The 20,774-nt window shown below is 73.1% G+C and carries 23 protein-coding genes and 1 pseudogene; 14 read left to right on the forward strand and 10 right to left on the reverse strand.

Translation table 11 applies throughout. From position 1 onward, the window contains the following. The 4 genes and pseudogenes from ABGB06_RS35495 to ABGB06_RS35510 form a co-directional block, all read right to left on the reverse strand. Nucleotides 1–141 (reverse strand): annotated as a pseudogene (locus ABGB06_RS35495) (class F sortase); the annotation flags it as partial. 172 nt (nucleotides 142–313) lie between these two features. After that, complete coding sequence (locus tag ABGB06_RS35500) at nucleotides 314–490, reverse strand: DUF397 domain-containing protein (protein ID WP_347598378.1); 177 nt, start codon at nucleotides 488–490, stop codon at nucleotides 314–316. A 212-nt stretch (nucleotides 491–702) separates the two neighbouring features. Then, nucleotides 703–1,440: a hypothetical protein gene (locus tag ABGB06_RS35505; RefSeq protein WP_347598381.1), complete on the reverse strand. Its 738-nt coding sequence runs from the start codon at nucleotides 1,438–1,440 to the stop codon at nucleotides 703–705. Nucleotides 1,441–1,588: 148 nt separating this feature from the next. Further along, nucleotides 1,589–2,494, reverse strand: coding sequence for an MIP/aquaporin family protein (locus ABGB06_RS35510; protein ID WP_347598384.1), 906 nt, complete (start codon nucleotides 2,492–2,494; stop codon nucleotides 1,589–1,591). A gap of 177 nt (nucleotides 2,495–2,671) precedes the next feature. On the opposite strand from ABGB06_RS35510, the gene ABGB06_RS35515 reads away from it, so the two are divergent. Genes ABGB06_RS35515 through ABGB06_RS35525 form a run of 3 tightly spaced genes read left to right on the forward strand, consistent with a single transcriptional unit; the run spans nucleotide 2,672 to nucleotide 3,951 of the window. Then, nucleotides 2,672–3,220, forward strand: a complete 549-nt coding sequence (locus ABGB06_RS35515) for a gamma carbonic anhydrase family protein (RefSeq protein WP_347598387.1) — start codon at nucleotides 2,672–2,674, stop codon at nucleotides 3,218–3,220. 39 nt (nucleotides 3,221–3,259) lie between these two features. Further along, a complete protein-coding gene (locus ABGB06_RS35520) occupies nucleotides 3,260–3,520 on the forward strand; it encodes a hypothetical protein (protein WP_347598390.1) in 261 nt (86 codons plus the stop codon). Continuing rightward, complete coding sequence (locus tag ABGB06_RS35525; protein WP_347598393.1) at nucleotides 3,505–3,951, forward strand: DNA-binding protein; 447 nt, start codon at nucleotides 3,505–3,507, stop codon at nucleotides 3,949–3,951. Before ABGB06_RS35520 ends, ABGB06_RS35525 begins: the two co-directional genes overlap by 16 nt. Nucleotides 3,952–3,955: 4 nt before the next feature. Here the strand turns inward: ABGB06_RS35525 and ABGB06_RS35530 are convergent, their stop codons facing one another. Further along, nucleotides 3,956–4,483 (reverse strand): Lrp/AsnC family transcriptional regulator, encoded by a 528-nt coding sequence (locus ABGB06_RS35530; RefSeq protein WP_347598396.1) that lies wholly within the window; start codon nucleotides 4,481–4,483, stop codon nucleotides 3,956–3,958. Between the two features lie 272 nt (nucleotides 4,484–4,755). Here ABGB06_RS35530 and hppD point away from each other — a divergent pair, with 272 nt between their 5' ends. The 5 genes from hppD to ABGB06_RS35555 all read left to right on the forward strand — a co-directional run bounded on the left by hppD (nucleotide 4,756) and on the right by ABGB06_RS35555 (nucleotide 9,552). Beyond that, complete coding sequence (gene hppD, locus ABGB06_RS35535) at nucleotides 4,756–5,901, forward strand: 4-hydroxyphenylpyruvate dioxygenase (RefSeq protein ID WP_347598626.1); 1,146 nt, start codon at nucleotides 4,756–4,758, stop codon at nucleotides 5,899–5,901. A gap of 41 nt (nucleotides 5,902–5,942) precedes the next feature. Further along, nucleotides 5,943–7,178, forward strand: coding sequence for a homogentisate 1,2-dioxygenase (locus ABGB06_RS35540; protein ID WP_347598399.1), 1,236 nt, complete (start codon nucleotides 5,943–5,945; stop codon nucleotides 7,176–7,178). Then, entirely contained in the window at nucleotides 7,175–8,506 is a 1,332-nt protein-coding gene (fahA, locus tag ABGB06_RS35545) for a fumarylacetoacetase (RefSeq protein WP_347598402.1), read from the forward strand. The genes ABGB06_RS35540 and fahA overlap by 4 nt, the downstream gene beginning before the upstream one ends. A 61-nt stretch (nucleotides 8,507–8,567) precedes the next feature. Then, nucleotides 8,568–9,035 (forward strand): GNAT family N-acetyltransferase, encoded by a 468-nt coding sequence (locus ABGB06_RS35550; RefSeq protein ID WP_347598404.1) that lies wholly within the window; start codon nucleotides 8,568–8,570, stop codon nucleotides 9,033–9,035. Between the two features lie 118 nt (nucleotides 9,036–9,153). Beyond that, a complete protein-coding gene (locus ABGB06_RS35555; RefSeq protein WP_347598407.1) occupies nucleotides 9,154–9,552 on the forward strand; it encodes an STAS domain-containing protein in 399 nt (132 codons plus the stop codon). 12 nt (nucleotides 9,553–9,564) lie between these two features. On the opposite strand, the gene ABGB06_RS35560 is transcribed toward ABGB06_RS35555, so the two are convergent. After that, the gene (locus tag ABGB06_RS35560) at nucleotides 9,565–10,593 is read right to left on the reverse strand and encodes a sigma-70 family RNA polymerase sigma factor (protein ID WP_347598409.1); all 1,029 of its coding nucleotides are present in this window, start codon (nucleotides 10,591–10,593) and stop codon (nucleotides 9,565–9,567) included. A 261-nt stretch (nucleotides 10,594–10,854) separates the two neighbouring features. Between ABGB06_RS35560 and ABGB06_RS35565 the strand changes: the two genes are divergently transcribed. After that, the gene (locus ABGB06_RS35565; protein WP_347598412.1) at nucleotides 10,855–12,468 is read left to right on the forward strand and encodes a TerD family protein; all 1,614 of its coding nucleotides are present in this window, start codon (nucleotides 10,855–10,857) and stop codon (nucleotides 12,466–12,468) included. On the opposite strand, the gene ABGB06_RS35570 is transcribed toward ABGB06_RS35565, so the two are convergent. The 4 genes from ABGB06_RS35570 to ABGB06_RS35585 all read right to left on the reverse strand — a co-directional run bounded on the left by ABGB06_RS35570 (nucleotide 12,461) and on the right by ABGB06_RS35585 (nucleotide 16,933). Continuing rightward, nucleotides 12,461–13,375, reverse strand: a complete 915-nt coding sequence (locus ABGB06_RS35570) for a DNA-formamidopyrimidine glycosylase family protein (RefSeq protein WP_347598415.1) — start codon at nucleotides 13,373–13,375, stop codon at nucleotides 12,461–12,463. The two genes, ABGB06_RS35565 and ABGB06_RS35570, sit on opposite strands and share 8 nt — an antisense overlap. 95 nt (nucleotides 13,376–13,470) lie before the next feature. Then, complete coding sequence (locus ABGB06_RS35575; RefSeq protein WP_347598418.1) at nucleotides 13,471–14,733, reverse strand: phospholipase D-like domain-containing protein; 1,263 nt, start codon at nucleotides 14,731–14,733, stop codon at nucleotides 13,471–13,473. A gap of 240 nt (nucleotides 14,734–14,973) precedes the next feature. Continuing rightward, a complete protein-coding gene (locus tag ABGB06_RS35580; RefSeq protein WP_347598421.1) occupies nucleotides 14,974–15,651 on the reverse strand; it encodes a class I SAM-dependent methyltransferase in 678 nt (225 codons plus the stop codon). 61 nt (nucleotides 15,652–15,712) lie between these two features. Then, nucleotides 15,713–16,933, reverse strand: a complete 1,221-nt coding sequence (locus ABGB06_RS35585) for a hypothetical protein (RefSeq protein WP_347598424.1) — start codon at nucleotides 16,931–16,933, stop codon at nucleotides 15,713–15,715. A 287-nt stretch (nucleotides 16,934–17,220) separates the two neighbouring features. On the opposite strand from ABGB06_RS35585, the gene ABGB06_RS35590 reads away from it, so the two are divergent. The 5 genes from ABGB06_RS35590 to ABGB06_RS35610 all read left to right on the forward strand — a co-directional run bounded on the left by ABGB06_RS35590 (nucleotide 17,221) and on the right by ABGB06_RS35610 (nucleotide 20,615). After that, entirely contained in the window at nucleotides 17,221–17,952 is a 732-nt protein-coding gene (locus ABGB06_RS35590) for a UbiX family flavin prenyltransferase (RefSeq protein ID WP_347598427.1), read from the forward strand. Nucleotides 17,953–18,019: 67 nt separating this feature from the next. Further along, on the forward strand, nucleotides 18,020–18,481 hold the full coding sequence (locus ABGB06_RS35595; protein ID WP_347598430.1) for an Lrp/AsnC family transcriptional regulator: 462 nt from the start codon (nucleotides 18,020–18,022) through the stop codon (nucleotides 18,479–18,481). A 54-nt stretch (nucleotides 18,482–18,535) separates the two neighbouring features. Continuing rightward, nucleotides 18,536–19,702: an aminofutalosine synthase MqnE gene (gene mqnE / locus ABGB06_RS35600; RefSeq protein ID WP_347598433.1), complete on the forward strand. Its 1,167-nt coding sequence runs from the start codon at nucleotides 18,536–18,538 to the stop codon at nucleotides 19,700–19,702. Between the two features lie 54 nt (nucleotides 19,703–19,756). Beyond that, complete coding sequence (locus ABGB06_RS35605) at nucleotides 19,757–20,257, forward strand: GNAT family N-acetyltransferase (protein ID WP_347598629.1); 501 nt, start codon at nucleotides 19,757–19,759, stop codon at nucleotides 20,255–20,257. A 40-nt stretch (nucleotides 20,258–20,297) separates the two neighbouring features. Further along, complete coding sequence (locus ABGB06_RS35610; protein WP_347598436.1) at nucleotides 20,298–20,615, forward strand: DUF4229 domain-containing protein; 318 nt, start codon at nucleotides 20,298–20,300, stop codon at nucleotides 20,613–20,615. Nucleotides 20,616–20,774 lie beyond the last annotated feature (159 nt).

Genomic DNA, 20,774 nt, shown 5'->3' on the forward strand with positions numbered 1-20,774 from the left:
GAAGTCCGCCTTGGCGACCGTCTGTACGTCGGTGACGACGAACTCGGCGACGTCGCCGTTCTCCAGGCGCGCCTCGATCCGGTCGCCGGGGCGCAGCCGCTCCAGGTCCCGGAAGACCCCGTCGCCGAAGTCCCCGACGGTGGTCGTTGTCGACAGGGGGCGCCTGACGGTCGTGCGGGAGGAGCCGTCGGGGAGGGGCGTACTCAACTCGGCGTGCCACCACGCCGGGAGCGCGCGGGATGCCGGTGGAGCGCGGTGGGTCGTTGTTCGACGTGCGCGCACTCCACCGAGCCGGTCCGTTGAGCGGACAGGGTCATCTGAGGTGATGGAGGAGGGAGGCCAGGCGTGGGGGAGTGGTGATGATGACCCGGTTTGGGTCCTCGCTCTCCCGGAGGCGTATGAGGCCCTCCCCGGTGCGGGCGAGTTCCAGGCAGTTGCCTGTGGCGTCGCCGCTGCTGTAGCTGGATTTCTGCCATGTGACGTCCGACATGATTCCCCTCCGTGAGAGCGCGGGTGCTCGACCTAGACGGTACTCAGCTTTGGGTGCGAAAGTGGCACATTTCCTGCCTCCGGCTGGTCTGACGCCGAACCGGAACCGCGGCGGAACCGCGGGTGTCACGCGTCCCCTGCCGACGGCGCGAACGCCTGGTCGCGTGCCGCCGACACCCGGCGGCCTCCCGCATCACCGACGCGCGGCGTCGGTCAGCGCTCGCGCCGGGGGCGGGGCAGGGCGGCGCGGGCGCTCGCGCGGACGGCCAGGAGCGTGAGGTGCCAGAACGCACTGGCGGGCGCGTCGTCGGGGGCACGTAGTGCGTCGGCCTCGGCGAAGGCCGCCAGCCGGGCCCGCAGTCGCCGGCCCTGCGCCGTCTCCCGGGTCCACCGCCGGTACGCCGGCGAGCCGAACCGCGTGCCGGCGGGCACGGCGAACGCGCTGGCCAGGGTGGTCGTGGTGAGTGCGTGCAGCGCGCCCGCCGCCGTGGCCGGTTCCGCGGTGGCGGCAGCGGCGGCGTTGACCCGTTCGCACAGGCGCAGGAACTCCGCGACGCCCATCCGGTCGACGAGGCAGCCGGCGAAGTCGGGGTCGTCGGCGTGGTCGGCCAGCAGGTCGCGGAGCGTCGCCAGGTCGTCGGGACGCAGGTCGGGCTTGCCGGACAGCGCGACGACCGCGTCCGCGCTGTCCGAGCCCACCGCGCGCCACTCCCAGCCGCCCGCCCGCTCCGGTCGGCTCCGCAGGATCCGTGCCGCCTCGCGCAGTTGCGGGGTGGCGTTGGTCAGCCATTCCAGCATCGGCCGGAGCGGCGTCAACTCGGCGGAGACGCCCAGTTCCGCGGCGCGGCGATAGGCGGCCACGAGCCGGTGGTAGACGCTGTCGTGGCGCGGCCAGAGCCGGGCGGCCAGCTCGTCCAGCTGGTCGGGATCGGCATCGCGGAAGTCGCCCACAACCGTGACCCCCCTCCCGCCGGGCTCCCCTCCCGGCGTGGAACGCGTGTGTGTCGCTGTGTGGTCGCGGTGACGGTAGCCGGGGCCGGCCCGGCGGCCAAGACGTCGCCGGGAATCCTTACCGAACGTTCATCCGTCCCGGGGCGGCTCAGTCCTGAACGGGCGTGGGCGTGCGGCCCTCCTCGGGTGGCGCGCTCCTCGCCTTGGTGACCGGGCTGATCAGCAGGTCGTACACCAGCACGCCGATCACCGCGCCGATCAGCGGGCCGATGATCGGGATCCACCAGTAGTGGTCGAACCAGCCGAAGTGCCCGGGCAGTGCGATATCGCCCCAGCCGGCGAAGAACGTGAACAGGCGCGGCCCGAAGTCGCGGGCCGGATTGATCGCGTAACCGGCGTTCGTGCCCCAGGTGAGGCCGATCGCGACGACGATCAGGCCGGTGAGGAACGGGCCCAGGTTCGCGGCCGGCGCGGTGTTGCGGGTGTCGAGGAGCGCGCAGATCAGCAGCAGCAGGATCGCCGTGCCGATGATCTGGTCGAGCAACGGGCCCCACCAGGAGTCGCCGAAGTACTGGGCCGGGAAGGTGGCGAAGATCGAGAAGGTCTCCAGCGACTCCTTCCGGTCGAACCCAGCCCGGTCGTTGAACGCGTCGATCGCCCAGCTGTAGCTGACGAAGACGATCACCGCCGCGGTGAAGGCGCCCAGCAGCTGCGCGCCCCAGTACGGCAGCACCTTGCCCCACGAGAAGGCGCGCCGGACCGCGAGGGCCAGGGTCACCGCGGGGTTGATGTGGGCGCCGCTGATGCCGCCGGCCACGTAGACGCCGAAGACCACGCCGAGGCCCCATCCCCAGGAGATGATCAGCCAGTTCGAGGGTCCGAAGGCGCCCCCCTGGCGCCCCGACTCCGGCAGTCCGACGACGGCGACGGCCACCGAGCCGCAGCCCAGCAGGAGCAGGACCATGGTGCCGAGGAACTCGGCGAGCAACTCGCCGCCCAGCCCTTCGCGGTATCCGCGCCTCCGCGCACCGTGCTCCGCCGTGTGGTCAGCCATCTGGCCTCCAGGGTTGTCGAGGGGTGAGGGGACCCCGGCCCGCAAGGTATGCGGGGACTACCCGGAGCGACGGGCCGTGACGGCGCGTGGTCTCCTGATTCCGCCGGACGGCGTACGCCCGGATGGCGTACGCCCCCGGCTTACCGGCGCTCGCGCCGGGGCCTGCATGATGGAGCCATGACGAGCAGCGGCGCGGCGCAGGGGCAGGAACAGACCATCGTGGAGTTCGACGGGGTGCGGCCCGCCGTGCACGACGAGGCCTGGGTGGCGCCCGGCGTGACGCTGGTGGGCAAGGTCGAGATCGGCCCGCGGGCCAGCGTCTGGTACGGCACCGTGATGCGCGGCGACATGGACCGCATCGCGCTCGGCGCCCGCAGCAACATCCAGGACGGCTGCGTGGTGCACACCGACTACGGCATCCCGACCGTGGTCGGCGAGGGCGTCAGCGTCGGGCACCGGGCCGTGCTGCACGGCTGCACGGTCGGCGACGAGGTGCTGGTCGGCATGGGCGCCGTCCTGCTCAACGGCTGCCGCATCGGCGCCGGCAGCCTCATCGCGGCCGGCACGGTCGTGCTGGAGGGCACCGAGATCCCGCCGGGCTCGCTCGTCGCCGGGGTACCGGGGAAGATCCGCCGCGAGCTGAACGAGGAGGAGCTCGCCCGCGTCCGGCTGAACGCCGAGCACTACCTCGCCCTGGCGGCCTCGCACGCCAAGGCGATCGGCTGACGCGCGCTGTAATCCTACTCATGGTGGCATAATGGTCGTATGGCCATGCACTCCGTGACCCGCGGCACCGAACAGGGCGAGACGACCGTCAAGAAGTCGGTCACTCTGCGGCGCTCGCTCGCCCAGGAGATCGAGGAGCGCGCCGGGGCTCGTGGCTTCTCCCGGTTCATAGACGCCGCTGCCGAGCACTGGCTGGCCCTGCTCAAGGCGCAGGAGATCGTGGCCGAACACGAACGTGAGTTCGGCTCTCTGGCACCCGAGGATCTCGATGCGGCGAGGCGAGCGTGGCGAGGCGAGTGATGCGGGAGGGCGTCTCTCCCGGCCCGTGGTGCGTCCTCGACGCGCAGCCCCTCTCGCTGCTGGCCGACAACGACCGCGCGATGATGTCCCTGATCGAGATCGCTCGACAGGACGGCTACGCGCCCGCGATCAGCGCGGTGACCATCGCCGAGGTGCGGCGTGCCGGTCAGGCGGCCCAGCGGCTTCGCTGGCTGCGGTCGCGGTTGACCGTCGTTCCCGTGACGGAACCGGTCGCTGACCTGGCGGCCGAACTGCTGGAGGCGACAGGGCTCGACGGGCACGAGTGCGTGGTCGACTCGCTGGTCGTGGCGACCGCCGCAGGGGTGGCGGGAAGCGCGAAGGTTGTCTCGTCCGACGGCTCGCGCGTGCCGAAGCTCTGCGCGGCCGTGTCGGTGGATCGGGCCTCGCCCGTCCAGTGGGTGCGCGTCTGAGCGGTCAGCGGCCGTCGTCCGGTGCCGGGCCCGACGCCTCGCGGTAGGCCGGGGCCCGGCGGGGTCCGCGGCGTGGGCTCTCCGCCAGCAGCGGCAGCGTGCGCGGCGCGACGACCACGGACAGCACGATGACGCTCGTCGAGCGGGCCACCCCGCCCGCCCGGGCCAGCTTCAGCAGGGTCAGCTGGAGGTCCTCGTGCGAGGACGCGGCCAGCCGGCACAGCACGTCGGCGGAGCCGGTCGTCGCGTACGCCTCCAGCACCGCGGGCAGCGCCGCCAGCTCGGCCGCCACGTCGGCCAGCGCGCCCTGGGCGATCTCCAGGGTGACGAACGCCTGCACCGGGAAACCGGCCGCCGCCACGTTGACGTCGGGGCCGTAGCCGGTGACGACGCCGGCCCGCTCCAGCCGCTCCAGCCTGGCCTGCACGGTGCCGCGGGCGACGCCCAACGTCCGCGACAGCTCCAGCATCCCCGCCCGCCGGCCGGCGGTGAGCGCGGCCAGCAGGTCCACGTCCAGCGCGTCGAGCTCCATCGCGTCGCCTCTCCGACGTCGGCACCCGGGTCCGGACCGGTGGGGGGTGGTGGGGTGGCGCGTCCTGGGAAGTGGTCGATCTGTCCAGCTCGGGAGCGCCTCTGCTCGCCATTCTGGGCAGTGGGACCAGCATAGAACGCGTCTGTTGCGCAGACATCGGGCCGCGCGGTGTCCTGGTTGACCAGTACCGAGACGGTCTGGAGGTCCGCATCGTGTCCACTGACGTGACCCTCACCAACCAGGAGCGGCTGGCCGAGCTCTCCCCCGACCAACTGCGCCAGCTCGTCGGCCTCGTCGAGTACGACGCGGCGAGCGACCCGTTCCCCGTCACCGGCTGGGACGCTGTGGTCTGGTCGGTCGGCAACGCCACCCAGGCCGCGCTCTTCTACCAGCACGTCTTCGGCATGGAGCTGGTCGCCTACTCGGGCCCGGAGACCGGCAACCGGGACCATCACGCGTACGTGCTGCGCTCGGGCGCCGTCCGCTTCGTGCTCAAGGGCGGCATCGACCCCCAGGGCGCGCTGCTCGACCACCACCGCAGGCACGGCGACGGCGTGGTCGACATCGCGCTCGAGGTGCCCGACGTGGACCGCTGCGTTGCGCACGCCCGGGCGCAGGGGGCGCGGATCGTCGAGGAGCCGCACGACGTGTCGGACGAGCACGGCACCGTTCGGCTGGCCGCGATCGCCACCTACGGCGAGACCCGGCACAGCCTCGTCGAGCGCTCCCGCTACACCGGGCCCTACCTGCCGGGCTACGTCGCCCGCGGCTCCGGCTACGTGAAGGCGGCCGGCGAGCCGCGGCGGCTGTTCCAGGCGCTCGACCACGCCGTGGGCAACGTCGAACTGGGCCGGATGGACGAGTGGGTGGCCTTCTACCGCCGCGTCATGGGCTTCACGAACATGGCCGAGTTCGTCGGCGAGGACATCGCCACCGAGTACTCGGCGCTGATGAGCAAGGTCGTGGCCAGCGGCAACCACCGCGTCAAGTTCCCGCTCAACGAGCCGGCGATCGGCAGGAAACGCTCGCAGATCGACGAGTACCTCGACTTCTACGACAGCCCCGGCGTGCAGCACCTCGCGCTGGCCACCAACGACATCCTCGGCACCGTGGACACCCTCAGGGCCAAGGGTGTCGAGTTCCTGTCGACCCCCGACTCCTACTACGAGGACCCCGAACTCCGGGCCCGCATCGGCGAGGTGCGGGTCCCCATTGAGGAGCTCCGCCGCCGCGGCGTCCTCGTGGACCGCGACGAGGACGGCTACCTGCTGCAGATCTTCACCAAGCCGATCGGCGACCGGCCCACCGTCTTCTTCGAGTTCATCGAGCGGCACGGTTCGCTCGGCTTCGGCATCGGCAACTTCAAGGCGCTGTTCGAGGCCATCGAGCGGGAACAGGCCAAGCGCGGCAACTTCTGACACGGCGACCGCATCGAGAGCGCATCGACCGGAGGAACACCATGCCGTACTACCGGCGGGTGGGCGACATCCCCCCGAAGCGACACACCCAGCACCGCCGCCCCGACGGCGGCCTGTACTACGAGGAGTTGATGGGCGAGGAGGGCTTCTCGTCGGACTCCTCGCTGCTCTACCACACCGGCGTGCCGTCCGCGATCGCCGCCGCCACGCCGTGGCACCCGGGCGATCTGGACACCACGCCGAACGCCCCGCTGACGCCCCGACACCTGCGGCTGCCCGAACTGTTCGACGAGACCGAGGCCAAGCGGCTCGACGTGGTGACCGGCCGTCGGCTGGTGTTGGGCAACGCCGACGTCCGCATCAACTACGCCATGGCCGGCGCGCCCAGCCCGCTGTACCGCAACGCGATCGGCGACGAGTGCGTGTACCTGGAGTCGGGCTCGGCGACCGTGGAGACGGTCTTCGGCGTGCTGGAGGCGGTCCAGGGCGACTATGTGCTGCTGCCCCGCGGCACCACGCACCGCTGGCTGCCGACCGGCCCCGAGCCGCTGCGTGCCTACGTCGTCGAGGCCAACTCGCACATCGCCCCGCCGAAGCGCTACCTCTCCCGGTACGGGCAGCTGCTGGAGCACGCCCCCTACTGCGAACGCGACCTGCGCGGGCCCGCGGAACCGCTGCTCGCCGAACCGGCGACCGACGTCGAGGTGCTGGTCAAGCACCGTTCCTCGCGGGCCGGGAACGGCGGCATCGCCGGCACCCGCTACGTCTACCCCACCCACCCCTTCGACGTGGTCGGCTGGGACGGCTGCCTCTACCCGTACGCCTTCAACATCGCCGACTTCGAGCCCGTCACCGGGCGGGTGCACCAGCCGCCCCCGGTGCACCAGGTCTTCGAGGGCGGCAACTTCGTCATCTGCAACTTCGTGCCGCGCAAGGTCGACTACCACCCGCTGGCGGTGCCGGTGCCGTACTACCACTCCAACGTCGACTCCGACGAGGTGATGTTCTACTGCGGCGGCGACTACGAGGCGCGCCGCGGTTCGGGCATCGGCCAGGGCTCCGTCAGCCTGCACCCGGGCGGGCACGCCCACGGGCCGCAGCCGGGCGCCGTGGAGCGGTCCCTGGGCGCCGAGTTCTTCGACGAACTCGCGGTGATGGTGGACACCTTCCGGCCGCTGGAGCTCGGCGAGGGCGGCGTCGAGTCGGACGACGGCGGCTACGCCTGGACCTGGGCCGGCGGGCCGGCGGCCGGCCCCGGGGACGGGGGCGGCCGATGACGACGGCATCCCCCCAGCCGGCCGTGCCGCCGCGCCCCGAGGCGCCGCCGCCCCCGCCGCCCGCCCCGGTGCCGGCCGGTTGGCTGGGCCTGGCGGCCGACCACCCGTTCGGCCTGCAGACCCTGCCCTACGGCAGCTTCACCACGCCCGACGCCGGCCGGCCCCGAGTCGGGGTGGCCGTGGGCGAGCGGGTGCTCGACGTGACCGCCGCCACGGCCGCCCTGCTCCCCGAACACGCGGCGCTGTTCGCCGACGGAACCCTGGACGGGCTGCTCGGCACGGGGCCAGAGACCTGGGCGCGGGTGCGCGCCGCGGTGACCGAATGGCTGGTGGACGAGCGGCACCGGGCCACCGTCCAGCCGCTGCTGGTGCCGGCCGCGGCGGCCCGGCCGCGGCTGCCGTTCACGGTCGCCGACTACGTCGACTTCTACGCCAGCGAGCAGCACGCCACCAACCTGGGCCGGATCCTGCGGCCGGGCGGCGACCCGCTCACCCCCAACTGGCGCCACATGCCCATCGGCTACCACGGGCGGGCGGGCACCGTCGTGGTCTCGGGGACGCCGGTGGTGCGGCCGCGCGGACAGCGCCGCGCGCCGGACGACGCCATCAGCCACGGCCCCTCGCGCCGGCTGGACTTCGAAGCCGAGGTGGGCTTCGTGGTCGGCGCGCCCACCGAGCAGGGGCGGCCGGTGCCGCTGGCCGACGCGGAGCGGCACGTCTTCGGCGTCTGCCTGGTCAACGACTGGTCGGCCCGCGACCTCCAGGCGTGGGAGTACGTGCCGCTCGGGCCGTTCCTCGGCAAGTCCTTCGCCACCTCGGTCTCGCCGTGGATCGTGCCGCTCGCCGCGCTCCGGCACGCCCGGGTCGCGCCCCCGCCCCGCGACCCGCGCCCGCTGCCGTACCTCGACGACTCCGCGCCCGGCGCGGACCAACCCTGGGGCCTGGACCTGGATCTGACCGTGTCGCTCAACGGGCACGTCGTCTCGCGGCCCCCGTTCGCCGGCCTGTACTGGACGGCGGCACAGCAGCTGGCGCACCTGACGGCGAACGGGGCCCGGCTGCGGGCCGGCGACCTGTTCGCCTCCGGCACGGTCAGCGGTCCCGAACGCGACCAGCGCGGCTCGCTCATCGAGCTGTCCTGGAACGGCGCGGAGCCGCTCAAGCTGCCCGACGGCTCCGAGCGGACCTTCCTCCAGGACGGCGACGAGGTCGTCATCACCGCGTCCGCGCCGGGGCCCGGCGGCGCGAGGATCGGCTTCGGCGAGGTTCGCGGGCGCGTCCTGCCCGCGCTCCCCGAGGCGGTGCCGCCGCCCGGGCCGCCCGGCTGAGTCGGTTCCGCCAGCACGAATGCCGTGGCCTGCCGCGCCGACCGGGTGATGGGATGGCCGCATGACAGACGACGACAAAGGTCAGGGCCCGCGGATCAGGGCCGCGCGGCCGGCGGACGTGGCGACCGTCCTCGGGTTCTGGCGGGACGCCGCCGAGGGGGTGTCCGTCAGCGACGACCCGGCCGGGGTGCTCGGCCTGGTGACGCGCGATCCGGAGGCCCTGCTGCTCGCCGAGCGCGCGTCCCTCGACGGGGACGGCGCCGAAACGGCCGAGCTGGTCGGCACGGTCATCGCCGGCTTCGACGGCTGGCGCTGTCATCTCTACCGGCTCGCGGTCGCGCCCGCGCACCGGCGGCAGGGCGTGGCCACCGCGCTGCTGGACGCCGCGGAGCGGCGGTTCGCCCGGCTCGGCGGGCGCCGCGCCGACGCGATGGTGCTGCACCACAACGAACTCGCCCACGGCGCCTGGTCCGCCCGCGGCTACCACCGGCAGCCGGAATGGGGACGGTGGGTCAAAAGCCTTCCCTGAGCGGCCCGATGACCGCACCCGACGACCGCCCCGAGGACCGACCCCCGAGCGTTCGCGGCGCCGCGTCCGATGAGTTACGCGGCGTCGAGCGGTCAGAAGAGGGTGGGAGGTGATGACGGTGACGCGGCGAGAGGTCGTGTTCGTGGTGTGGGGCCCCGTCGAACGCGCGGACGTACCCGGGGTGTGCGAGCGTCTGAAGGAGCAGCTGGAGCGTTCGGAACCCGGCGGCACCCTCGTCGTAGACGTGGCCGATCTGGGCCCGGGCGACGCCGCGGCTCTGGATCTGCTGGCGCGGATACGGCTCGCCGCCGATCGGCCCGTGCGGTTCTCGCATATGCACGGACGGCTGCGGCAGCTGGTCGAGTGGGTCGGCCTCGGCCACCTCCTCCAGGAGCGGCAGGAACACCAGAGACAGCAGGAACAGCGGGAACGACGGGAACAGCGGGCGGGGCCGGAGTGCGCGGACCGCCCCGACCTGTGGGAGCACTGGGACCATCGGAACCAGTGGGGCAGGTGAGCCGGTGGTCGCTCAGGCGTCGAGCCGCGGCGGCAGGTCGAACAGCGGGAAGAGCCGCGCGGTGTCCAGGAACGAGTTGAGCCCCGAGATGCGGTCGCCCGATATCTCGATCACCTGGAGCGCCCACGCGGTGTGCCCGCCGTTCGGGTCGGGTCGGTACTGACCGAAGGCCGGCGCGCCGTTGGCCCACGTCGGTATGAGACGCGAGCCCTCGCACTCGATGCCCAGCCCCAGCATCCAGTCCCGGATGGCCTGCGGGCCGCGGAACCACATCGCGTACGGCGGCATGGACAGCGTGGCGTCCTCGTGCAGCAGGGTGGTCAGGGAGTCCATGTCATACCGCTCGAAGGCGTCGAGGTACCGGGAGAGCAGCTCCTTGTGCTCGTCGGTCAGCGCCGCGTGCTCCACGCCGGGGCCGGCGGCGCTCACGCCGTCGCCGTCGGCGTCGTTGAGACCCGTGGCCGCCAGGGTGGCACGGGCGCGCTGGAGCGCGCTGTTCACCGAGGCGACGCTGGTGTCGAGCAGCTCGGCCACCTCGCTCGCCCGCCAGGCCAGCACCTCGCGCAGGATCAGCACGGCACGCTGCCGGGGCGGCAGGTGCTGGAGCGCGGCGATCAGCGCCAGCCGCACCGACTCGCGCGTCTCCGCCTGCTCGGCCGGGTCGGCCGGCAGCATCCGCCGGTCGGGCATCGGCTCCACCCACGCCGTCTCCGGCAGCGGCGGCTTCAGCGTCATCGACGAGGGGGACGGCACCGGCGAGGACAGGTCCATCGGGCGGGCCCGGCGGTTGCTGCTCTCCAGCATGGTCAGGCAGACGTTCGTCGCGATGCGGTACAGCCAGGAGCGGAGCGAGGAGCGTCCCTGGAACTTGTCGAACGACTTCCAGGCCCGCACCAGGGTCTCCTGCACGGCGTCCTCGGCCTCGAAGGCCGAGCCGAGCATCCGGTAGCAGTACCCCGTCAGCTCGGTCCGGTGCTTCTCCAACTGCGCCTCCACCGGCGTGCCGGGCGGGGCTACGGACGGGTTCGCGGTGGTGTTCATCGTGGACTCCCCTGGCAAGCTGTCGAATTTCGGTCAGCGTAGCCAGGGGGTCTGACAATCGAGGCTAAGGCGCACCACAAAGTTATCCACAGTATCCACAGGAAGGCCCCGACCTGTGGATGACGCGCCCGCCCGAGCCTCCCCCACGCCCTCGGGGCCTGGCGGTACCCCCAACGACTCTCGGCCCAGCCGCGGGTCCGGCTTAGAGTTGGCCTGACACAGACTGGCGGTTCGCGGTGGCGCGGCAGGGGGTTCGTCGGGATGCAAGACCAGGTGCTGGACGGCCGGTACCGACTCGGCCAGCTGATCGGCGAGGGCGGCATGGGGAGCGTCTGGGAGGCGCGGGACCTGCGGCTGGAGCGCCGGGTGGCGGTGAAGGTCGTCGGCGCGGGGCTCGGCACCGGCACGGTCGCCGGCCGCGATCCCCGGCTGCGCGAGCGGTTCGAACGGGAGGCGAAGCTGCTGGCCGGGCTGTCCAGCCCGTACATCGTCACCGTGCACGACGCCGGCGAGGCGTCGTTCGACGGCCATCCGGTGCTGTACCTGGTGATGGAGCGGCTGCTCGGCCGCTCGCTGGACCAGGTGCTGGCCGAGGAGCTGCCGCCGCTGGCCGAGGTGGCCCGCTGGGGCGAGCAGATCTGCCGGGCGCTGTCCGTCGCGCACGAGTCGGGCGTGGTGCACCGCGACCTCAAGCCGGCCAACGTCATCATCGAGCCGGACGGGCTGGCCCGGGTGCTGGACTTCGGCATCGCCGCGGTGCTCGCCGGGTCCAGCGACCACGCCCGGCTGACCTCGACCGGCGTGGTGCTCGGCACCCCCGCCTACATGTCACCGGAGCAGATCGAGGGCGGCACCGTCGACGCACGCAGCGACCTGTACGCGCTGGGCTGCGTGCTGTACGCGCTGACCACCGGCCGGCCGCCGTTCCACGGCGGCTCGCTCTACCAACTGCTGCGGCAGCAGATGGAGCGGGAGGCGCCGCCGCCGAGCACGCTGCGGCCCGAGCTGCCGCACGAGTGGGACGAGCTGATCGCCGAGCTGCTGGCGAAGCATCCGGCCACCCGTCCCCGCACCGCGGAGGAGGTCGCGGGGCGGCTGCGCGAGCTGGCCGTGCGGGCGCCGAACCTGCCGGCCGCGCCGGCCGCCCCGGTTACCGGGGCCGCCCTGGACGCGCCGGATGCGGCGGTGGCCGGGGTCGTCGGGGTCACCGGCGCGACCGCGTACCAGCCGACCCGGATGGACCCGCGGGCGGTGCTGCTGGCCAGCTGCCCGCAGCCCGACGGCGGCCGGCTGCCGCTGGCCACCGGACAGCGGATGCGGCTGGAGGACGTGCTGCCCGGGGTCGGCTCGTTCGTCATCGGCCTGGACTGGCAGGCGGGGCCCGGGCTGGACGTGGACGCCAGCGCGCTCGTGGTGGACGAGCGCGGGCGGGTGCTGTCCGACGAGCACTTCGTCTTCTACAACAACCCGGACCAGGGCGCCGCGGGCCTCCGGCTGGTGCGCGCCGAGCCCGAGGCGCTCTTCGCCGTGCGGGCGCCCCGGCTGGAGCGGGACCCCCGGGCCGACCGGGTGCTGTTCGTCCTCTCCATCCACGAGGCGCGGGAGCGCGGCCAGGACATGTCGATGGTGCGGGCGCCGCACGTCCGGCTGCTCGACGCCTCCGGCGGCACGCACGACGGCGAGGAGCTGCTCTGCTACGGCTTCCCCGAAGGGCCGGCGGGCTGCGGCGGGCTGACCCTGGGCGAGCTGAACCGCGACGACGACGGCGAGGGCTGGGCGTTCACCGCGGTCAGCCAGGGCTTCCCCGGCGGCCTTCTGGAGATCGCCGAGTCGCACGGCGTGGACGTGCACGCCGACGCCGAGGGCGCTACCTGAGCAGCCGGGACAGCCGGCGGTCGGCGAGCGGCTTGCCGCCGGTCTGGCAGGTGGGGCAGTACTGCAGGGCGGAGTCGGCGAACGACACCTCGCGGACCGTGTCCGCGCACTCCGGGCACGGCTGCCCGGCGCGGCCGTGCACCCGCAGGCCGGTCTTCTTCTCCGCCTTCAGCCGGCCGGCGGCGAGGCCGCGGGACCGCTCGACCGCCTCGCGCAGCGTCCCGGTCATGGCGGCGTGCAGGCCGACGGCCTCCTCCTCGGTCAGCCGGGCCGCCAGCTTGAACGGCGACATGCGGGCCGCGTGCAGGATCTCGTCCGAATACGCGTTGCCTATGCCCGCCAGCACGCTCTGGTCCCGCAGCACGCCCTTGATCTGCCGCCGCTCGGTGCGCAGCAGCGCCGCGAACGCGGCCGGGGTGAGCGTCGGATCGAGCGGGTCGGGGCCGAGGCGGGCGACGCCGGGCACGTCCGAGGGGTGGCGCACGCAGTACACCGCGAGGCGCTTCTGGGTGCCCTGCTCGGTGAGGTCGAAGCCGGCCGGGGCCCCCACGCCCGTCGCGTCGCCGGCCAGCACCACGCGGAGCGCGAGCGGTCCCTTGCCGCCGGGGCGCGGCGGCGCCTTGGGCACGGCGTCCAGCCAGCGCAGCCACCCGGCGCGGGCCAGGTGCACCACCAGATGCGGCCCCCCCTCGGCGGGCCCGCCGGCTGTCCCGCCGGCGAAGGCGATGTCGAGGAACTTCCCGTGCCGGGCCACCCCGGTCACGGTGCGGCCCTCGACGGCGGCCAGCGGCGGGTCGTAGGTCTTCAGGACGTGGAACGCGACGGGCAGCGCGCGCACCACGGTCCCGCCGACCAGCTGATCGGCCAGAAACCCACGCAACGCCTCCACCTCGGGCATCTCCGGCATCTGGCCACACTAACCCACAGCTCAGACAATCACGCCGGGTCGGTCGATCACAGGTTCGGTCGATCGCGGGCTCGGTTGGTCACAAGCTCGGTCCCTCACAAGAAGCGGCGGAAGGGGACGACCGCCGCCTCCCGGGCCCGCTGCACGATCGAGCGCCTGCGCCAGCGCGCCCGGTGGATCCGCACGCTCTCCGCGACGTCCTCGTCGAAGTGGCCGTCGAGGACCGCGGTGAACGCCGGGTCCAGCACGGCGAGCATGACCTCCTCGTCGTGATCGAGGGAGCGCCGGTTGAAGTTGGTCGACCCGATCAGCGCCGCGATGCCGTCCACGGTGACGACCTTGGCGTGCATCATCGTCGGCTGGTACTGGAAGATCCGCACGCCGCAGTCGGTGAGCTCCTCGTAGTGGCGCTGCCCGGCGAGCTGGCACACCCGCTTGTCCATGTGCGGGCCCGGCAGCAGGATCTCCACCTCGACCCCGCGCCGGGCGGCGGCGCACAGCAGGTCGACGAAGTAGGCGTCCGGGGAGAAGTAGGCGGTGGCCAGCCGGAGGCGTTCCTCGGCCGACTCGATCACCACCCGCATCAGCGTCTGCATGTCCTGCCAGCCGAGGCTGGCCGAGCCGCGCACCACCTGCACCACCGCGTCCCCCGAAACGCCCTGGTCGGTGAACCGGTCGCGGTCGTCGAAGAGCTGCTCGTGGCATTCCGCCCAGGTCTGCGCGAACGCCGCGGCGACCCCGTCCACCGCGGGTCCGCGCAGCTGGACGTGGGTGTCGCGCCACTCGTGCTGGTTCCGGGCGTCCCCGCACCACTCCTCGGCGATCCCGACGCCGCCGGTGAACGCCATCCGCTCGTCGACGACGAGCACCTTGCGGTGGCAGCGGTGGTTCTGCTTGAACGGCGAGAGCCACAGCGGCTTCCGGAACCAGGCGACCTGCACGCCCGCCTCGTCCATCATCCGGAGCTGGTCCTTCTCGATCAGCCGGCTGCCGAAGCCGTCGAGCAGCAGCCGCACCCGCAGCCCGGCCCGCGCCCGGTCCGACAGCGCCTCCGCGAACTCCCGGGCGATGTCGCCCTTCCAGTACACGAACGTCATCATGTCCACGGTGTGCTCGGCCGAGCGGATGCTCGCCAGCATGGCCGCGAATATCTCGTCTCCGTTGCGCAACGGAACGAGCGCGTTGCCCTCCGTCGCCGCGATGCCGATCAGGCGCTCCAGGCGCCGCCGGATCCGGGCGATCCGCTCCCGGTCCCTCGCGGAACCGTGCGCGGGATCCCTCGCGGAATCCCCCGCGGAGCGGGCGGTGGGTCTGACACCCGGGGCGTCGGAGGACGACCCGAGGGAGGTACCGGTCATGGGCGTCACCGTGCCGGCACGGGGAGGGGGACCGAGGCACGCGACCCGGTCCGGCGCGGGCGGATGCCATCCGACCGACCATACTCCCGTGGCCGCGACGCCTCCCAGGGGTCGCCCAGGGGCGCCCAGGAGTCGCCGGGGGGCCGACGCGCCGGGTGGCGGCGGGGCGGAGGACGAGCCTCGCCCCGCCGCGCGGGAGCACGCCGGGGCGCGGAGGGGGCGACAACCGGACGTGCTGGCCTACTTCTTGCGGGCGATGGTCACGCCGTCGCGGAGCGGCAGCATGACCGACTCCACCCGCGGGTCGGCGGCGACCAGGTCGTTGATCTCGCGAACGGCGACGTCGTCCGGGTCCTGGCAGGCCGGGTCCACGACCCGCCCGAACCAGAGCACGTTGTCCAGCACGATCACGCCGCCCGGACGCATCCGGGTGAGGATCTCCTCGTAGTACGTCGCATAACCTGACTTGTCCGCGTCGATGAAGGCGATGTCGATCGTCTCCTCCCTGGGCAACGCCTTCAGGGTGTCCACGGCCGGGCCGAGCCGCAGGTCGATGCGGTCGGCGACGCCGGCCCGCTCCCAGTAGCGGCGGGCCACGTCGGTCCACTCCTCGCTGATGTCACACGCCAGCAGCTTCCCGTCCGGCGGCAGCGCGCGGGCGATGCAGATGGCGGAGTAGCCGGTGAAGGTACCGACCTCCACCGCCTGCTTGGCGCCGACCAGGCGGGTCAGGATGGTGAGCAGCGCACCCTCGTCCTCGGTGAGCCGCATCACGGCGTACTTGGCGAACTCCCGCTCGGTCTCGTCGGCGAGGTCGCGCAGCACGTCGTCGGCGGGCGTGCAGTGGGCGAGCACGTAGTCCTGGATGGCTGGGTCGTTGATGTTGAGCGCGGGGGCGATCACGTCGAAATGCACCATGGGCCCGGACGGTAGGAGACCGCGCTCGAACGCCGCTGGAGGCCCGGTGGTGGCGGCCTGGCTACGAGCCGGGCTGCATGGGCCCCGGAATGTCCGCGCGGTCCGGGTCGGCGGTCTGGTCCTCGGCCCGGTCGGCCAGGTACAGCAACGCCACGGTGAGGTCCTCGGGCTGCAGCGGCCCGCCGCTGGCCGGCGCGGTGAGCGACAGCGCGGAACCGCCGGTCAGGTCCAGGGACAGCGGCAGCCCCGCCCCGCCCGCGGCCTCCGCCCCGCCCGGCGCGAACTGCGCCAGGTCGAACGCGATCCCGGTCAGCACCCCGTTGCGGACCGTCAGCTCCGCCGTCACCGGCTCGGCCGCGGCGTCGTCCGCGGGCTCCGCCACCAGCGGCGGCATGCCGAACCGCGCGCTCTGCTCGGTGAGCAGCGTCAGCAGCGGCTCCAGGGCGCGCCACGCGTCACCCGCCGGCAGCTCGGCGCGCAGCAGCTCGGCGCCGCGCTCCTCGCCCGCCGGCTCCAGCGTGGCGTCGCCGCGCAGCGCCGACTCCAGGCCCTCCACGAAGCCCCACAGCGAGTTCGCCGTGAGCAGGTCGCCCGCGTCGGTCAGCGCGCCCGCGAACGCCTCGGCGGTCTCCGGCTCGACCCGCGACTCGCCCTCGACGAGGGCCGCGGTGTAGTCGTCGTAGCGGTACGGATCGACCTCCACCCAGTCGCCGGCCAGCGCCGCGCCCGGCACGGCCAGCGAATCGGGGACCCGGCTCGCCTCCTGGACGAACCGCTCGGCCTCGGCCACCGTCGCCTCGTCGCCGTGCAGCGCGTCCTCGACCAGGGCGGCCACGTCGGCCCTGGCGTAGCGGACGCCGTTGATGTTCTTCAGCCCCGTCACGTCGTCGCCGCCGAAGGACATCACCATCGCGCTGTTCAGCGAGGTGTACGGCTCCAGGTCCCGCATCGCCGTCCTGCCGTCGGGCGCGCCGATCGCCGTGGTCAGGTCGAGCTCCGCCAGCCGCCGGGCGTCGTCCCTGGACGGCTCCTCGCCGCCCGATCCGCCGGCCGCGGTGCGGAGCAGGTAGTCGTACACCTGGTCGGCGGAGGCGTCGACGCCGGCCTCCAGGGTGACCGCCTCCCACGCCAACAACTCGTCCACCGCACCGGCGACGCCGGCGCCCGCCCGTGCGCGCTCCACGACCTGACAGGCCGAGGTCCCGACGACGAGCAGAACGGCGGCGCCCGCCGCGCCGAGGGCGGCGGCCAGACGCGGGTGCGGGGCGCGGGACAGGCTCATGCTGGTGTGGACGCTCCTCGACTGCGGATCGGTTGGCCGGCTCGTTCGGTCGGTTCGGTCGGTTCGGTCGTCTCGTTCGGATGGTGAGCACCAGTGTCCACGGCCGGCGCGGCGACCCGCGGTCGGGGCGCACTCTGTGGCCGATGCGTCACAATCCGGTAAGCCGCCCGTTAGCTGCCGTACGCACGCATGTACGGGAACGGGAAGGGAAAGCGGACACGAGGGTGACCGGATCACCCGGACGGACACCCGGAGCCGCGCCCGCGACCGAGGGTTAGCCTCGGGGTATGCCAGCCAGCCAGACCGCCGAACGACGCCCCTGGATCGTCGGGGTCTCCGGCGCGTCCGGCACGCCGTACGCCGCGGCCGTGCTGCGCGCGCTCCTCGGCGCGGGCGAGGCCGTGGACCTGATCGTCAGCCGGGCCGCCCGGCTGACCCTGCTCGACGAGACCGGCATCGGCCTGCGCGACGCGCACTGGCGCGACGATCTGCGCGCCTGGCTGGCCCGCGGCGCCGACGGCAAACCGGACACGTTCCCGCCGCCCGCCGCCCTCGACCCCGCCCGCGACGCCGACGCCGACGCCGACGTGGACCTGCTGCGGTACTGGCCGCCCCGCGACCTGGCCGCGGGCCCCTCCTCCGGCTCGTACCCGGCCCGCGGCATGCTGATCGTGCCGGCCTCCACCGACGCCGTGGCCGGGGTGGCACTCGGGCTGTCCAAGGACCTGCTGCAGCGCGCGGCCGGGGTGACGCTGAAGGAGCGCCGCCCCCTGGTGATGGCGGTGCGCGAGACGCCGCTGACCGGGCAGACGCTGCGCCACCTGGTGACGTTGCACGAGTCCGGGGCCGTGGTGCTGCCCGCCGCGCCCGCCTTCTACGCCGGTGCCACGCACATCCAGGATCTGGTGGACTTCGTGGCCGGACGCGCCCTGGACGCGGCCGGGATGACGGGGCACCACCTCTACCGCCGGTGGACCGGAGAGCTGGGCCGCCCCGGTGACCACCCCCACCACTCGTAGGTGGTGCATGGCGTATGCCTTAGATTCGTCTGTGCACACGACCCGGGGACGAGGAAAGGCTCAGCGCATGGACGCGGTGGACAGGCAGCTCATCCAAGCTCTGCGGGAGAACGGTCGGGCGTCCTACGCCGAGCTCGGCCGCCTCGTCGGCCTCTCGGGCCCCAGCGTCACCGACCGCATCAACCGGCTGGAGGCGGCCGGTGTGATCACCGGGTACCGCGCCACCGTCAACGCCCGCTCGCTCGGCCTCGGCGTCAGCGCGCTGATCGGCATCCAGCTCTCCGACGCGGTGGACCACGAGGAGGTCGCGGCGCGGCTGCGCGAGCTGACGGAGATCGAGGACTGCTGGTTCATCGCCGGTGACGACTCCTACATGCTGAAGGTCAGGGCCAGCGACGTGGACGGCCTGGAGCGCACCATCCGGCGGCTCTCCGGCACCCAGGGCGTCTCCCGCACCAGGACCACGATCGTGCTGTCCACGAAGTGGGAGAACCGGGTCGGCGAACTGCCCGGCGGCGCGGCGGCGTAGGCTCGACGAGGCTGGTCCTTCAGCTCACAGGCACAACGGGAGGCGAGACGCGGGATGGACGCGGGTCTGCAGCGAGAGCTTGAGCAGAAGGTCAGGGCGGGCGAGCGGCTCAGCCGCGAGGACGGCATCGCGCTGTACGAGTCCGACGACCTGGCATGGCTCGGCGGCCTGGCGCACGAGGTGCGCACCAGGCTCAACGGCGACGTCGTGTACTTCAACGTCAACCGCCACCTGAACATGACGAACGTGTGCACCGCCTCCTGCGCCTACTGCTCGTTCCAGCGCAAGCCGGGCGAGAAGGACGCCTACACGATGCGCATCGAGGAGGCCGTGCGGCTGGCCCGCTCCATGGAGGGCGACAACCTCACCGAGCTGCACATCGTCAACGGCCTGCACCCCACGCTGCCCTGGCGGTACTACCCGCGCTCGCTGCGCGCCCTGAAGGACGAGCTGGGCGACGCGGTCTCGCTGAAGGCGTTCACCGCGACCGAGATCCACCATTTCGAGACGATCTCGGGGCTGCCGGCCTCGGAGATCCTGGACGAGCTGATCGACGCCGGCCTGGAGTCGCTGACCGGCGGCGGCGCGGAGATCTTCGACTGGGAGATCCGCCAGCAGATCGTGGACCACCGCACCCACTGGGAGGACTGGTCCCGGATCCACCGGCTGGCGCACGAGAAGGGCCTGAAGACCCCGTGCACCATGCTCTACGGCCACATCGAGGAGCCCCGGCACCGGGTGGACCACGTGCTGCGGCTGCGCGAGCTGCAGGACGAGACCGGCGGCTTCCAGGTCTTCATCCCGCTGCGGTACCAGCACGACTTCGTGGACCTGAAGGACGGCAAGGTCCGCAACACGCTGCAGGCCCGCACCACGATGGCCTCCGGCGCCGAGTCGCTGCGCACCTTCGCGGTGTCCCGGCTGCTCTTCGACAACGTGCCGCACGTGAAGGTCTTCTGGGTGATGCACGGCGTGCAGACCGCCCAGCTCGCGCTCCAGCACGGCGCGGACGACATGGACGGCTCGGTCGTCGAGTACAAGATCACCCACGACGCGGACAACTACGGCACCCCGGACAAGCTGACCCGCGAGGATCTGCTGGAGCTGATCAGGGACGCCGGCTTCCGCCCGATCGAGCGCAACACCCGCTACGAGGTGGTGCGCGAGTACGACGGGCCCGACCCGGAGCGGCGCGAGTCGCCGCAGCCGATGCGGGTGTGAGGTGACGTGACCGCGATCACGCGGCGGCGGCTGCGCTACGTGCTGGACCCGGCGATGACGCCGCGCCTGCGGGACGGCCTCGCGGTGCTGTGGGCCGAGGTGGTCAACGCGGGCGGCGCGGTCGGCTTCCTGCCGCCGGTCACCCCGGAGGAGGTCGCGGCCGACCTGCGCAAGCACCTGGTCGGCGTGGCCGAGGGCGGCACCCGGCCGCTGGTCGGCTTCAGCGAGGCGGGCCGGCCGGTGGCCACCGCGTTCTTCGAGCTCAACGCGCACCGGCTGATGCGGCACTGGGTGTGGCTGAAGACGGTGATGGTGCACCCGGAGTGGCAGGGCCGCGGCACCGGCCGGGAGCTGATGGCCGCGGCCGCGTCGGCGGCCCGCGGCATGCCGGGCGTCACCGGGATACGGCTGACCTGCCGCGGCGGCATGGGGCTCGAACGCTTCTACGCCTCCTGCGGCTACACCGAGGTGGGCCGCGCGCCCGGCGCGATCCGGGTGGCCGAGGACGATCTGCGCGACGACGTCACGCTGTGGCTGCCGCTGGACGGCGACTGAGCGGCCTGTGTTTCACTGGGCTATCGAGGGAGGTTCCGGCATGAGCGACACCAGCACCCGGACGCGGCACGCGGCACTCCGGTACACGGCGATGCGGCTCGGCGTCTTCGCCGGCTGCTACGTGGCCATCGCGGTGCTCGCGTACGTCGGCGCCCTGCCCGAGGCGGTCGGCGCGGCCAACTCGCTGTGGATCGTGCTGCTGGCCATCGTGGTCTCGGCCCCGCTCAGCTTCGTCCTGCTGCGCCGCCAGCGGGACGCGATGTCCGAGCAGATCGTGCCGCACGTGGACCGGGCCAGGGAGCGCCTGCGCGCCAACCGCTCGATGGAGGACGAGGCCGACGACACGGCCCGGGCGTAGCGCGTAGCGCCTTTCCGGCGCGGCCGGCAGCCGGGGCCGGTGTGCCCGTCGGCCGCGGTATCGTCATCGCGGCTTCGCGCCGGGCGACGAGCGCTCCCGGCTCGCGGTGCGGCGAGCGGGAGCCCTCTGCCCGCCCGCGGGGCCAGCGGTCTCCTTCGG

Source organism: Streptomyces sp. B6B3 (assembly GCF_039871525.1).
Classification (GTDB): domain Bacteria; phylum Actinomycetota; class Actinomycetes; order Streptomycetales; family Streptomycetaceae; genus Streptomyces.

Bases quoted from the DNA above. Each gene is read 5' to 3' on its own strand.
- ABGB06_RS35610 (WP_347598436.1), top strand. From the start codon at position 20,298: ATGAGCGACACCAGCACCCGGACGCGGCACGCGGCACTCCGGTACACG.
- ABGB06_RS35590 (WP_347598427.1), top strand. From the start codon at position 17,221: ATGCCAGCCAGCCAGACCGCCGAACGACGCCCCTGGATCGTCGGGGTC.
- ABGB06_RS35540 (WP_347598399.1), top strand. From the start codon at position 5,943: ATGCCGTACTACCGGCGGGTGGGCGACATCCCCCCGAAGCGACACACC.
- ABGB06_RS35550 (WP_347598404.1), top strand. From the start codon at position 8,568: ATGACAGACGACGACAAAGGTCAGGGCCCGCGGATCAGGGCCGCGCGG.
- ABGB06_RS35575 (WP_347598418.1), bottom strand. From the start codon at position 14,733: ATGACCGGTACCTCCCTCGGGTCGTCCTCCGACGCCCCGGGTGTCAGA.
- fahA (WP_347598402.1), top strand. From the start codon at position 7,175: ATGACGACGGCATCCCCCCAGCCGGCCGTGCCGCCGCGCCCCGAGGCG.
- ABGB06_RS35560 (WP_347598409.1), bottom strand. From the start codon at position 10,593: ATGAACACCACCGCGAACCCGTCCGTAGCCCCGCCCGGCACGCCGGTG.
- ABGB06_RS35500 (WP_347598378.1), bottom strand. From the start codon at position 490: ATGTCGGACGTCACATGGCAGAAATCCAGCTACAGCAGCGGCGACGCC.
- ABGB06_RS35605 (WP_347598629.1), top strand. From the start codon at position 19,757: ATGACGCCGCGCCTGCGGGACGGCCTCGCGGTGCTGTGGGCCGAGGTG.
- ABGB06_RS35565 (WP_347598412.1), top strand. From the start codon at position 10,855: ATGCAAGACCAGGTGCTGGACGGCCGGTACCGACTCGGCCAGCTGATC.
- ABGB06_RS35585 (WP_347598424.1), bottom strand. From the start codon at position 16,933: ATGAGCCTGTCCCGCGCCCCGCACCCGCGTCTGGCCGCCGCCCTCGGC.
- ABGB06_RS35595 (WP_347598430.1), top strand. From the start codon at position 18,020: ATGGACGCGGTGGACAGGCAGCTCATCCAAGCTCTGCGGGAGAACGGT.
- ABGB06_RS35530 (WP_347598396.1), bottom strand. From the start codon at position 4,483: ATGGAGCTCGACGCGCTGGACGTGGACCTGCTGGCCGCGCTCACCGCC.
- ABGB06_RS35515 (WP_347598387.1), top strand. From the start codon at position 2,672: ATGACGAGCAGCGGCGCGGCGCAGGGGCAGGAACAGACCATCGTGGAG.
- ABGB06_RS35520 (WP_347598390.1), top strand. From the start codon at position 3,260: ATGGCCATGCACTCCGTGACCCGCGGCACCGAACAGGGCGAGACGACC.
- ABGB06_RS35510 (WP_347598384.1), bottom strand. From the start codon at position 2,494: ATGGCTGACCACACGGCGGAGCACGGTGCGCGGAGGCGCGGATACCGC.
- ABGB06_RS35570 (WP_347598415.1), bottom strand. From the start codon at position 13,375: ATGCCGGAGATGCCCGAGGTGGAGGCGTTGCGTGGGTTTCTGGCCGAT.
- mqnE (WP_347598433.1), top strand. From the start codon at position 18,536: ATGGACGCGGGTCTGCAGCGAGAGCTTGAGCAGAAGGTCAGGGCGGGC.
- ABGB06_RS35580 (WP_347598421.1), bottom strand. From the start codon at position 15,651: ATGGTGCATTTCGACGTGATCGCCCCCGCGCTCAACATCAACGACCCA.